Raw genomic sequence first — 12,839 nt, 5'->3', positions numbered from 1 at the left:
CGCCACCACCCCCGACGCACCTTGCATCGCCATCTGCTCCACCAGCCAGGGTGACGACGTCTGCAAGGGTTGCGGGCGCACCTTCGACGAAGTCCAGCACTGGACCGTGATGAGCCCCGGCGAGAAGCGCCACACCTGGCGGCGCATCACGATGGAAGGCACGGCCTGGCGTTTCAACCGCTACCGCGAACGCGCTGGCCTGAAGGAAACGCCCACCGCCGAGGGCAAGGCTTGACCCTGCTCGGCAGCGCACGCCGCATCGCGCCACTGGCCTGGCCGGTGTTCATCGGCCAGCTCGCGGTGCTGGCCTTCAGCACGGTCGACACGGTGATGGTGGCGCGCTACGCCGCGCTCGATCTCGCTGCGCTCGCCGTGGGGGCCGCCGCCTACATCACCATCTTTGTCGGCTTCATGGGCGTGGTGCTGGCCATCGGCCCGATCGCCGGCCAGTTGTTCGGTGCGAAAAAGCTGCACGAGGCTGGCGAACAGCTGCACCAGGCCGTGTGGCTCGCGCTCGGCCTGTCGGTGCTGGGCAGCGCGTTGCTGTTGATGCCCGACCCGTTTCTCTACGCGGCGCAGACCCAACCAGCGGTGGCCGAGAAGGTGCGTGCCTACCTGGGCTACCTCGCCATCGCGCTGCCGCCTGCGCTGATCTTCCAGGCGTTTCGCGGCTTCAACACCGCGGTGTCACGGCCCAAGATCGTGATGGTGCTGCAGCTCGTCGGCTTGTCGCTCAAGGTGCCGCTGAACGCACTGCTGATCTACGGCATGCCGGCCTGGCACGTGCCGTCGATGGGCGCGGCAGGCTGCGGCTTGGCGAGTGCCATCGTGATGTGGTTGCAGTTGCTGCTGGCCTGGTGGGTGCTGCGGCGCGACCCGTTTTACGCGCGCTTCGGCCTGCATGTGACCCACCTCGCCCGGCCCGCGTGGCGCAGCCTCAAGGAGCTGCTGCGCCTGGGTGTGCCGATGGGCCTGTCGATCCTGATCGAGGTGACGGGCTTCACCTTCATGGCGATCTTCATCTCGCGCATCGGCGCCACCGCCGTGGCCGGCCACCAGCTCGCGGCCAACCTGGTGTCGCTGATGTTCATGATGCCGCTGGCCATTGCCAACGCCACCACCACCCTGGTGGCGCAAAGCATCGGCGCCAACGCGCCGCTGGATGCCCGCCGCCTGGGCTGGCACGGCCTGCAGCTCGGAACGCTGATCGCCGCCGTGCTCGGCACCCTGGTCTACCTCACGCGCGAGAGCGTGCTCGGGGCCTACACCAACAACCCGGTCATCATCGCTGCGGCCATGCCGCTGCTCGCCTGGGTGGCGGTGTTTCACATCGCCGACGCGGCGCAGACCATCGCCGCCTTCGTGATGCGCGCCTACCGCGTGGCCACGGTGCCGATGGTGATCTACGCCGTGGCGTTGTGGGGCGTGGGTTTGGGGGGCGGCTACCTGGTGGCGTTCAACGTGACCGGGCTCACACCGCCATCTCTTCTGGGAGCGCCGGGCTTCTGGTCGGCTTCCGTCACGGGCCTGGTTTTGTCAGGCGTGGCCTTGTGCAGTTTCATGGCCTGGGTGCTGCGCCACAAGGCGCGCGCCTGATCACTCAGGCGCGGGGGAACCTCAGCTCGAAACAACTGCCGCCGCCTTCACGCGCAGTGCAACGCACGCTGCCGCCATGCCGCTCGGCGATCTGCTTGACCAGGCTCAGCCCCAGCCCCACGCCACCGGCCTGTTCGGCATGGCCGGGCAGGCGGTAGAACGCCTCGAAGATGCGACCACGCTGCGCCTCGGGCACACCGGGGCCGCGGTCGCAGACCTGCACCGAAGCCTGGTTGCCCTGGGCAGCCACCAGAACGGTCACGTCGTCGCCGGCATAACGGCGGGCGTTTTCCAGCAGGTTGCGCAAGGCACGGCGCAACAAGCGCTCGTCACCGGGCACGGTGACTGAAGCACCGTCGACCGCAGCGTCGACCCGTGCGCCCTCTTCGGCGGCAAGCGCGAGCAGGTCGACCGGGTCACGCCGGTCGACGCGTTGCACGGCGTCGAGCCGGCTGGCGAGCAACACCTCTTCGACCAGCGCGTCGAGCTCGGCCACGTTGGTGTCGATCTCGCGCTTCAAGCGCTGCTGTTGTTCGGGCGATGCGTCGTCGAGCATCGACACCGCCATCTTCATGCGCGCCAGCGGCGAGCGCAGCTCGTGGCTCGCATTGGCCAACAAGGACTGGTGCGAGCGCACCAGCGTTTCGACGCGCTCGGCGGCGAGGTTGAAGCTCGCCGCCACGGCAGCCACCTCGTCGCGGCCCGACACCTCCACACGGTGGTGAAGCTCGCCAGCGCCAAACTGCTCCACCCCTTTTTTGAGCGCCTGCAGGCGACGTGTCAGGTGGCGCACGGCCGGCCAGGCACCTGCGGCCACGGCAATGAACAGCAGCACCAGCACCACCACGGGGCCGATGCCGCGCTGCCAGGAGGCCGGCACCCAGGGCGTGTCGGGCCCTGGCAAACCCCGGTCACCCCCTTCTCGCGGGCCGGTGCCAGGAGGCCCGCGCAGCCCTCTGCGCAAGCCTGGCCGCATCACCCACAACGTGCGGCCGTCGTCCAGGAGAACCGAAAACTGACGCCCACCGCCGCCTTCGGCCTGGCGCCGCAAAAACGACTCCGAGGCCACGATGCGCTTGCCCTGCACATCGTCCAGCGCCAACGGCATGCGCAGGCGCTGCGACCATTCAAGCAAGGCGGTGGCTTGCTCGGCCACCGGCGCGTCAGGGGTGGGCAGCGAGCGCTGAATCAGGTCACCCCAGGCCGCCAGGCGGTCAGACACCGCCGACTCGGTGTTTTGCCGCTCCTGCTCGATCTGGCGCTGGAACAGCCAGCCCGAGCCGAACGCGAACAGCAGCAGCACCGCCACCACGGTGAGATAAATCCGTAGCGTGAGAGTCCTCATGTCATGACCACCCCTCGCCCGACAAGTACGTCGGACGATCCCTCAAGGGGATACGGGCCGGCTTGGGAGCGGCCCGGCGCTCGGCCCGCCTCATCTTGCGCCCACATCATTCCTCGCCGTCCGCGTCCTGCTTTTTGGCAAACACGTAGCCCGCGCCGCGCACGGTGAGCACCCGGCGTGGGGCCTTGGGGTCGTCTTCGATGACCGCGCGGATGCGCGAGATGTGCACGTCGATCGAGCGGTCGAAAGCTTCGAGCGGGTGGCCCTTGAGCAGGTCCATGATCTGGTCGCGCGAGAGCACACGGCCCGGGCTTTGCGCCAGCACCACCAGCAGGTCGAACTGGTGGCTGGTGAGGTCGCAGGGCTGGTTGCCCAAACGGGCCACACGCGCGCCGAGGTCAATCTCCAGCCGGCCGAAGCGCAACACCTCGTCGGCCGCCCCCACCGGGGAGGCTCGGCGCAGCAAGGCCTTCACCCGGGCGAGCAGCTCACGCGGCTCGAAGGGCTTGGGCAGGTAATCGTCAGCGCCCAGCTCCAGGCCGACGATGCGATCCATGGGCTCACCACGTGCCGTCAGCATCAGCAACGGCAGCTGCCGTGTGCGCGGGTTGCCACGCAGCTCGCGGCAGAGGTCGAGGCCATCACCGTCGGGCAGCATCAGGTCGAGCACCAGGGCGTCGTAGGCCTCACCGGCCAGGCGCTCGCGGCCCTGGGCCAGCGAGCCCGCCACCTCGACCTTGTAGCCCGAGCCACGCAGGTAGTCACCCACCATCGCCGACAGGCGGGCATCGTCATCGATCAACAGCAGGCGAGCACTCATGGCAGCGGCGTCCTCAGGTGAACCCCCGCGGCGCGGCAGCTGCTGCGGGGCCAGAACTGAATCAGAACACACAGCCGACCCGCCTTACTGCCCAGGGGCACTGGCGGCGCCACGGCGCTGCATGTGCTCTTGCCGCTTTTGCGCATGCTGCTTCATGCTTTCACCCAGCTTCACGCGCTGCTCGGGCGTGAGCACGGCGCTGATCTCGAGCATGGCTTGCGTCATGCGCTTGCTGGACTGGTCGTGCTGAGCCAAACGTTGCTGCCTGAGGGTTTCGACGGCCCGTGCATCCACCACCGGAGCGGTGAACAAGGCCAGGCCCCGCTCTCGCTGGCCGCGCGCGGCCTCGCGCTGCGCCTTCATGTCGGTGGCGGCCGTTTGTGCAATCTGCTTGATCTGCGTACGTTGTGCGTCGCTGGCGTTGACGCTGTCGAGCATGCGGTCGAGCCCGCGGCCCATGTGGCCCCCGTGGCCCATGAACATGCCGTAGCCCCCTCGGTCGCCACCACCCCGCGGGCCGTGGTCGCTTGCCCAGGCGGACACGGCCAGCGTGCCCGCCACCGCCACCATCACTCCCAGCGCCATGCGCCGGATGCCGCGTGCGTGCTCGGTGGTCGATAACTTGACTGTCGTTGCTTGAACCATCTCTGACTCCTTGAAAACCTGGACAGGAACGCCCATGAACCCATGGTCGAACACGGGGGTGAAGCGGGGGTGGCTGGGGGGTAAAGATGTGTGAACCGTTCACGGTCGTGCACAAACGCCTCAAGGCCTCTTGGTTTCAGACGATAAACATGTCGCCCGCCATCACCAGAAGGCGGCCCTACATGCCCCAACCGATTCCCTCCACTGGCAACGTTGTTCCGCTGCGCCGCGCTGGTGCCAAGGGCGGCGACGTGGCTGACGCAAAGGCGCCGACCGCGGCCGACGCGACCGAGGTGGAAGAAGACGGCGAACCCACGTCGCAGGATCGCGAGCACCAACGCCGCCTGGCCTGGATGCGCGAGTGCGCCGTCATCGCCGCCAGCTACGCCCTGAACGGTGTTTTCATCGGCTTGTTTGCCCTCACTGGCACGGTCTCCTGGGCGGCCGGTGCCTTGTACGCCCTGCCCGGCCTGGTGGCCTGCGCGGTCATGGCCTACCTGATCAAGAGCGGCTGGAGTGCGCGCCTCCAAGACGGCAGCATGTCGTGGGTCCACTCGCTTTGCAGCGGCGTGTTGTGCCTGCTGGGCGTGGCCTTGTTTCCTCAGATGGCGTTTGCCTACGCGCTGATGCTGTTCACCGTGTTCATCACCGCCACCTACCGCAACCCCAGGCGGCAGGTGCAGGTCATGCTCGTGACCGCAAGCCTGCTGTTTGCCGGGCTCACGCTGGGCCTGGGGCGCCGGCTGCAGATCCCGCACGGCTCGGGTGCCGAGCAGTTCCTGACCTGGCTGTTCTTCGTGGCCACGCTCGGGCGCTGCGTGATGCTCAGCGTGATCAACGTGCAAAACAACCGCTTGCTGCGCGATCGTGGCCAGAAGATGGCCGAGACGCTCGCGAAGATCGAGCGCCTGGCCAACCACGACGAGCTCACCGGCGTGCTGAACCGCCGCCGTCTGTTGCAGATCCTGGCCGAAGAAATGGACCTCACCGAGCGCAGCGGCACCCCCGTCAGCGTGGCCCTGTTCGACCTCGACCACTTCAAGGCCGTCAACGACACCCTCGGCCACCTGAGCGGAGACCAGGTGCTCAAGCAGTTCGCCGCCGCCGTGCATGCCCAGGCCCGCACCACCGATCGTTTCGGGCGTTATGGCGGCGAAGAGTTCCTGCTCATCCTCACCGGGGCCGAGCTGGTGCAAGCCGAGCAAGCGGTCGAGCGCACCCGCCAGGCCCTCGCCTTGGTCGACTGGGAGAGCGTGGCCCCGGGCCTGCGCATCACCTTCTCGGCCGGCATCGCCACCTACCGCGAGAAAGAAAGCGCCGAGTTGCTGCTCGGCCGCGCCGACCTCGGCCTGTACTCGGCCAAACACGCCGGGCGCAACTGCACCCGCGCCGCCTGAAGCCGCAGCCGCCGCCATGACCGAGCTGACCCTCGCCTCCACCCAGCCCGCCGACCTGGCCGCAGCCGCCCAGAAGACGCGCAGCGCGCAGCAGAAGAAAACCGCGCACATGGTGCGCAACAGCTACCTGATCGCGGTGAGCTACCTGATCGACGGCGTGGTGCTGGCACTCTTCCACCTGGCGGGCACCATCAGCTGGGTGCCGGTGGTGGTCTACACAGCGTCGGGCCTGCTGCTGAGCTTCGTCACCGCCTGGCTCATCGGCAGCGGCTGGACCCAACGCTTCAAAGACCCGGGCATCGTCCTCGGGCAAACCATCCCGGCGCAGTTGATCCAGCTCGGGTCGATGTACTTCTTCCCCGAAGTCGGCTTCATGTTTGCGCTGCTGCTCTTCATCGTCTATTCGTCTCTGACGATGCGGCTGGAAGTGCGCCAGTCGGTGATCGCCTGGGGCATCGTCAGCGTGTGCACGGCCATCGTGCTCGGCTTGAGCGGCCAAGCCTTGCGCATTCCAGACAGCAGCCTGGCCGAACAGCTGATTGCCCTGGCCTTCTTTGCGCTCACGCTGTGGCGCTGCGTCTGGCTCGGCGCCTACAACACCGGCATGACGGCGCTGCTGAAAAAGCGCGGCGCCGAGTTGGCCGCGCTCACCGCCCAGGTCGACCGGCTGGCCCATCACGACGAGTTGACCGGCCTGCTCAACCGCCGCAGCCTGCTCGCGTCATTGCACGACGAGTTGCAACGCGCGGCCCGCCAGAAAACGCCGCTGTGCGTGGCCATCCTCGACCTCGACAAGTTCAAGTCGGTCAACGACTCCCTGGGCCACCTGGCCGGCGACAAGACCCTGAAGATCTTCGCCAACACGCTCAGCGGCCACACCCGCAAGTCAGACCGCTTCGGCCGCTACGGCGGCGAAGAGTTCCTGCTCATCATGACGGGCACCGGCACCGACACCGCGCAGGTGCCGCTGGACCGCATGCGCGATGCCCTGGCCGCAGCCAACTGGAGCGAAGTCGCCCCCGGCTTCGGCATGACCTTCTCGTGCGGCGTGGCGTGTTACCAGCCCGGCGACAGCCCCGAGGCCGTGTTGCAACGGGCTGATGAAGCGCTCTACCGCGCCAAGGCCGACGGTCGCAATTGCACCCGTCTCGGGTAATGGCCATCTGCGCCGGGGTCAGGCCGTGGTTCGCCAGTCGGCAGGGGCATCGCGGGCGCGCAGCCAGGTCTCGATGTGTGCGAGCAAGACCGTGGGATCGGCCGGTTTGACAAAGTGGCGGTCGAAACCGGCGGCTTCGGTGCGCAGGCGATCTTCACGCTGCCCGTAACCGGTGAGCGCCAGCAGCAGCAGCCCTCGCCCGGCGGGCAATTGACGCAAGCGCCTCGCAACCTCGTAGCCGTCGAGCACGGGCAGGCCGATGTCGAGCAAGACCACATCGGGGCCAAACAACTCCGCCGCGACCAAGGCCTCGCCACCATCGGCTGCGGTGCGAACCTCGTGGCCACCCAGCTCCAGAAAGCTGGCCACGCTGTGCGCGGCATCGCGGTTGTCATCGACCACCAGCACACGGCAGGCCGGCGCGGCCGTCGGCTGCGCAGGGGGCGGGCTGGGTTCGCCGCCCTCCACCAAACCGACACAAGACAGGTGCAGCGTGAACTCCGAGCCTCGCCCGGCCCCTTCGCTGGCGGCTTCCAGGCGCCCGCCATGCATCTCGGCCAAACGCCGCGCCAGGGTAAGGCCCACGCCCAGCCCACCCTGGGCACGGTCGAGCCCGCGTGAGCCTTGCGTGAAAAGGTCGAAGATGCGCGGCAGCAGCTGAGGGTCGATGCCGATGCCCTGGTCGCGCACGCGGATCACCGCCCCACGCCCTTCGGCGCTCGCGTGCAGGTGGATGACGGTTCCCCGATCGCTGTACTTCGACGCGTTGTTCAGCAGGTTGGAGACGATCTGCGCCAGCCGCGCAAAGTCACCCTGCAGCCACATCGGCTCGGCCAGGGGCACCACCACCAGGCGCTGGCCGCGCGAGTCGATCAGGGGCTGGGCGGTCTCCGCACTCTGGCTGATCACGGCATTGAGATCGACCTTCTCACGCGACAGCACGATCTTGCCCTGGCTGATGCGTGCCACGTCGAGCAGCTCGTCGATCAGCCGCGTCATCTGCCGCACCTGGCGCACCATGATGTCGGTGGTGCGGTTGAGCTTGGGGTCGGGCGGCGCAATGCGGCGTATCACCTCGAGCGCCGTGCGAAGCGGTGCCAGGGGGTTGCGCAACTCGTGCGAGAGCATGGCGAGAAATTCATCCTTGCGGCGCCCGGCTTCCTGCAGCTCCAGCTCGGCGGCGCGGCGCTCGACGATCTCGGTCTGCAGGCTGCCGTAGAGCGTGGCGTTCTCCAGCGCAGCGGCGGCGCGCGCCGCCAGGTCGTCGAGCACCCGCCAGTCGACCGGGTGCTCACCAGTGCAGGTGGCGATGAACAAGGCGCCAAGCAGGCGGTCGCCATTGATCAGCGGCAAGGCCGCCGCCGCCAGCCAGCGCTCGGCCTTCGGCACGCCGGTCGGCCCGAACTGTGTGGCACTCAGGCTCGCGAGCCGGGCCGAATCGAGGTCGACGCGAGCCCGCCCGGTGATCGCGCGTGTCAAGGCGGCACGCACATCGTCACCCAGCTGCGCCATCGGCAGCTCGTGGAGGGCGGCCTCGGAGGCCACCACCACCTCGGCCTGCACCTGCTCGTCGTCGGTGGCCAGCACCACCGCCACCGAGCCCAGCTGAGGCACCAGAAGCCGCGCCAACTCGCGCACCCCCACACCCGCCTCCAAGGACCCGTTCAACACCTGGCTGGCGCTGGCCAGAAAGGCCGAGCGGCGGTCGCTGTCTTCGGCCGCGCGGCGGGCCGCCTCGGCGGCGGCAATGGCTGCGCGCGCGTCGGCCTGGCGCTGGATCTGGCGTTGCATCACGAACAGCCGCACGAACACGCGCACCTTGCTGCGCAGGATGTGCGGCACCACCGGCGACTGGATGTAGTCGACCGCCCCGAGCGAGTAACCACGCTCGGTCTGCATCTCATCGGCGTAGGAGGTGATGAAGATGATGGGCGTGTCGACCGCGCGCTTGTACTGCCGGATCAGCGACGCGGTTTCGAAGCCGTCGATGTCGGGCATGTTCACGTCGAGCAGGATCACGGCGAACTCCCGCTGCAGCACTTCGCGCAGCGCCTCGCGCCCCGAGCGCACGAACACCAGGTCCTGGTCGAGCTCTTCCAACACGGTGCGAAACACCAGCAGCTTCTCGGGCAGGTCATCGACGATCAGGATGCTGGCCTTTTCGCCGGCCTGCGGCTGCAAGCTTGAGCTGAGCGTGTTCATTTGCACAGCCAGCCGCGCAAGACCACCAGGAGGTAGGTCGTGTCGACCGGCTTGGACAAGTAGTCCCACGCGCCGGCGTCGATGCATTTTTCGCGGTCGCCTTTCATCGCCTTGGCCGTCACGGCAATCAGAGGCAGGTCTTTGCCGCGTGGCAGCTTTCGCATGCGGCGCATGGTCTCCATGCCGTCCATCTCCGGCATCATGATGTCCATCAACACGATGTCGATATCAGGGTCGGTCTCGACCAGGTGGATCGCGTCGCGGCCGTTTTCGGCCGAGACGATCACCATGCCGTGGCCGTCGAGCACGGTGGCCAGCGCAAAGATGTTGCGCATGTCGTCGTCGACGATCAGCACCTTCTTGCCCTCGAGCGTGCGGTCGGTGTCGAACAGCGCTTGCGCCGAGCGGCGCTCCTGCTCCGACATCGCGGCCTCGCCGCGGTGCAGGAAAAACGCGGTCGCATCGAGCATGCGCGGCAGGCTGTCGGCCCGCCTCAAGGCAAAGGCGCTGTGGCCTCGGCCCCAGGCGCTGGCCACCGCCTTGTCGGTGCTGGCCAGCACGATGGGCATCTGGCGCGCCAGCGGCCGCGACTCCAGCGACTCGATCACGTCTTCAGGGCCGAAGCCGGGCACGCTGCCGTCGGTGATCAGGCAGTCGATGGTGCCGGTGCCGAGCTGCACACGCGCTGGCGTCACCGCGTCGGCCATCACGACGTCGGTGTCGACATCGAGCGCGTCGAGGAAGGCATCACGCGAGGGCGTGGGCGCCATCATCACCAGCAGGCGCTTCTTGCGACGGTCGGCGAATTCGTACAGGTGGCCCAAGGCCAGCTCCACCTCGTCGGCCGACTGCAAGGGCTTGGTGAGGAAGCCCACCGCGCCCGAACGCAAGGCTCGCTCGCGCGAGTCGTCTGTCGAGACCACGCAGATGGGTATGTGGCGCGTGGCCAGGTCGGCCTTGAGGCGCTCGAGGATGCGCCAGCCTTCCATGTCGGGCAAGAAGATGTCGAGGGTGATGACGGTGGGCTGAAATTCTCGCGTCAAGATCAGCGCCCCGGCACCGCTGGTGCTGACCAGGCCTTTGAAGCCCACCTGGCGGGCCGCTTGCAGCAAGACGCCGGCAAAGGCCAGATCGTTCTCGACGATCAGCAGCACCTTGTCGCCCAGCAGGATGTCATGGCGGTCGTCGTTGGCCGGGTTGTTCGAGAGCGAGCCTTCGGTGTCGCGCAGGCCGGTGCCCGCCATCTGCGGCCCGATGACGACCCGCTCGTGGGCATCGTTCGGCTCGGCCTCCTGCGGCCCCCGCAGCAACTCGGCGCGCGGCACCGCATCGACCAGGGGCATGCTCGCCGACGGCCGGCCATGGCGCCCGCTGCGCGACGCGCTGTAGCTCTGTGGCAGGTACAAAGTGAAGGTGCTGCCCTGCGACGGCGTGCTCACCAGCCGGATCTCACCGCCCAGCAACCGAGCCAGCTCGCGGCTGATGGCCAGGCCCAGGCCGGTGCCACCGTATTTGCGCGAGGTGGAGCCGTCGGCCTGCTGGAAGGCTTCGAAGATGATCTGCTGCTTGTCGGGCGAGATGCCGATGCCGGTGTCTGACACCGAGAAGGCGATCACCTGCCAGGCACGGTTCAAGTCTTCGTTGTCACGCGACCAGCCACTGTCGACCATGTCGACCGAGAGGCGCACCGAGCCCTGGTGGGTGAACTTGAAGGCATTGGAAAGCAGGTTCTTGATGATTTGCTGCAGGCGCTTGACGTCCGTGACGATGGTCTTGGGCAGGAGGGTCTTGGCCGTGATCTCGAAGCCCACGTGTTTGGCCTCGGCCACATGGCGGAAGCTCCGGTCCACCGAGCGCTGCAGGTCTTCGAGCCGCAACTCGCTCACGTCGACCACCACCGTGCCCGATTCGATCTTCGACAGATCGAGAATGTCGTTGATCAGCATCAGCAGGTCGTTGCCCGACAGGTGGATGGTCTTGGCAAACTCGACTTGCTTGGAGGTGAGGTTGCCCTCGCTGTTCTTGCACAGCTGGTCGGACAGGATCAACAGGCTGTTGAGCGGCGTGCGCAGCTCGTGCGACATGTTGGCCAGAAACTCCGATTTGTACTTGGAGGTGAGCGCGAGCTGCTCGGCTTTTTCTTCGAGTGCCTGGCGGGCCTGCTCCACCTCCTGGTTCTTGCGCTCCACCTCCTGGTTCTGGTGCACCAGCAGGCGGGCTTTTTCCTGCAGCTCTTCGTTGGTCTGCTGCAGCTCCTGCTGGCGGCTTTGCAGCTCTTCGGCGAGTGACTGCGACTGCGTCAGCAGGTCTTCGGTGCGCATGTTGGCGGCGATGGTGTTGATCACGATGCCGATCGACTCGGTCAGCTGATCCAGGAAGGCCTGGTGCGCCGGGTTGAAGCGCTCCAGCGAGGCCAGCTCCAGCACGCCGCGCACCTCGCCCTCGAACACGATGGGCAGCACCAGGATGTCGAGCGCCGCACCTTCAGAGAGGCCGGTGGCCACGCGGAAGCCGCTGGTCGGCACGTTGGTGAGCAAGATCTTCGCCTTCTCGATCGCGCACTGGCCGACCAGGCCCTGGCCCAGCTCGACCTCCTTGCCGTGCGAGCCCTGCCCGCCCGAGGCGTAGCTGCCGAAGAGCTTGAGCTTGGTGTTGGTGTCAGACGTAGAGCCGGTGAGCACATAGAACTCGGCCTGCTGCGCACCCACCACCGGTGCCAGCTCGGAGAGAATCAGCTGGCCCACGGTCAGCAGATCCTTTTGGCCCTGCAGCATGCGGCTGAACTTGGCGAGGTTGGTCTTGAGCCAGTCTTGCTCAGTGTTCTTCTGCGTGGTGTCCTTCAGGTTGCGGATCATCTCGTTGATGGTGTCCTTGAGCGCGGCCACCTCACCCTGCGCCTTCACAGTGATCGAGCGTGTCAGGTCGCCCTGCGTCACGGCGGTGGCCACCTCGGCAATGGCGCGCACCTGCGTCGTGAGGTTGGCGGCGAGCTGGTTCACGTTTTCGGTCAAGCCTTTCCACGTGCCCGCCGCACCCGGCACCTTGGCCTGGCCGTCGAGCTTGCCTTCCACACCCACTTCACGCGCCACGCTGGTCACCTGGTCGGCAAAGGTGGCGAGCGTGTCGGTCATGCTGTTGATGGTCTCGGCCAGCGCGGCGATCTCGCCCTTGGCTTCCACCGTGAGCTTTTGCTTCAGGTCACCGTTGGCCACGGCGGTCACCACCTTGGCGATGCCGCGCACCTGGCCGGTCAGGTTGCCGGCCATGAAGTTCACGTTGTCGGTCAGGTCCTTCCAGGTGCCCGACACGTCGCGCACCTGGGCTTGCCCGCCCAGGCGTCCTTCGGTGCCCACCTCGCGTGCCACGCGCGTCACTTCGGCGGCGAACGATGAGAGCTGATCCACCATGGTGTTGATGGTGGCCTTGAGTTCGAGAATTTCGCCCTTCACGTCCACCGTGATTTTCTTGCCCAGGTCACCGGCCGCCACCGCCTTGGTCACGTCGGCGATGTTGCGCACCTGGCTCGTGAGGTTGGAGGCCATCAGGTTGACCGAGTCGGTCAGGTCTTTCCAGGTACCGGCCACGCCTTGCACGTCGGCCTGGCCGCCCAGCTTGCCTTCGGTGCCCACCTCGCGCGCCACGCGTGTCACTTCAGCGGCAAAGCTTCGCAGCTGGTCC

The 12,839-nt window shown here is 67.3% G+C and carries 9 protein-coding genes; 4 read left to right on the top strand and 5 right to left on the bottom strand.

The features are described from left to right. Both RMO40_RS24405 and RMO40_RS24400 read left to right on the top strand, forming a co-directional pair. Positions 1-235 (top strand): DUF1289 domain-containing protein (locus tag RMO40_RS24405; protein ID WP_309726379.1); only part of this gene is annotated, 235 nt, incomplete at its 5' end. After that, a complete protein-coding gene (locus tag RMO40_RS24400) occupies positions 232-1,596 on the top strand; it encodes an MATE family efflux transporter (protein WP_309726376.1) in 1,365 nt (454 codons plus the stop codon). The genes RMO40_RS24405 and RMO40_RS24400, both read left to right, overlap by 4 nt. A gap of 4 nt (positions 1,597-1,600) precedes the next feature. Here RMO40_RS24400 and RMO40_RS24395 read toward each other — a convergent pair whose 3' ends face one another. From RMO40_RS24395 to RMO40_RS24385, 3 genes are all read right to left on the bottom strand, one after another. After that, positions 1,601-2,941, bottom strand: a complete 1,341-nt coding sequence (locus RMO40_RS24395) for an ATP-binding protein (protein ID WP_309726374.1) — start codon at positions 2,939-2,941, stop codon at positions 1,601-1,603. A gap of 106 nt (positions 2,942-3,047) precedes the next feature. Beyond that, positions 3,048-3,761, bottom strand: a complete 714-nt coding sequence (locus tag RMO40_RS24390) for a response regulator (RefSeq protein WP_309726372.1) — start codon at positions 3,759-3,761, stop codon at positions 3,048-3,050. Positions 3,762-3,845: 84 nt separating this feature from the next. After that, positions 3,846-4,406 carry a Spy/CpxP family protein refolding chaperone gene (locus RMO40_RS24385; protein WP_309726370.1) on the bottom strand — a complete coding sequence of 187 codons (561 nt, stop codon included), beginning with the start codon at positions 4,404-4,406 and terminating at the stop codon, positions 3,846-3,848. Positions 4,407-4,588: 182 nt separating this feature from the next. Between RMO40_RS24385 and RMO40_RS24380 the strand changes: the two genes are divergently transcribed. Together RMO40_RS24380 and RMO40_RS24375 are read left to right on the top strand one after the other, a co-directional pair. Beyond that, positions 4,589-5,803 (top strand): GGDEF domain-containing protein, encoded by a 1,215-nt coding sequence (locus tag RMO40_RS24380; RefSeq protein ID WP_309726368.1) that lies wholly within the window; start codon positions 4,589-4,591, stop codon positions 5,801-5,803. Between the two features lie 16 nt (positions 5,804-5,819). Further along, the gene (locus RMO40_RS24375) at positions 5,820-6,959 is read left to right on the top strand and encodes a diguanylate cyclase (protein ID WP_309726366.1); all 1,140 of its coding nucleotides are present in this window, start codon (positions 5,820-5,822) and stop codon (positions 6,957-6,959) included. Positions 6,960-6,977: 18 nt separating this feature from the next. Here RMO40_RS24375 and RMO40_RS24370 read toward each other — a convergent pair whose 3' ends face one another. Beyond that, entirely contained in the window at positions 6,978-9,161 is a 2,184-nt protein-coding gene (locus RMO40_RS24370) for a response regulator (RefSeq protein ID WP_309726364.1), read from the bottom strand. Next, on the bottom strand, positions 9,158-12,839 hold a 3,682-nt coding region (locus RMO40_RS24365), incomplete at its 5' end, for a response regulator (protein WP_309726362.1). The genes RMO40_RS24365 and RMO40_RS24370, both read right to left, overlap by 4 nt.

This window comes from Rhizobacter sp., from assembly GCF_031412075.1.
GTDB lineage: Bacteria > Pseudomonadota > Gammaproteobacteria > Burkholderiales > Burkholderiaceae_C > Rhizobacter.
The sequence above is the reverse complement of the archived record's forward strand: the minus strand, read 5'-3'. Positions and strand labels throughout refer to the sequence as shown.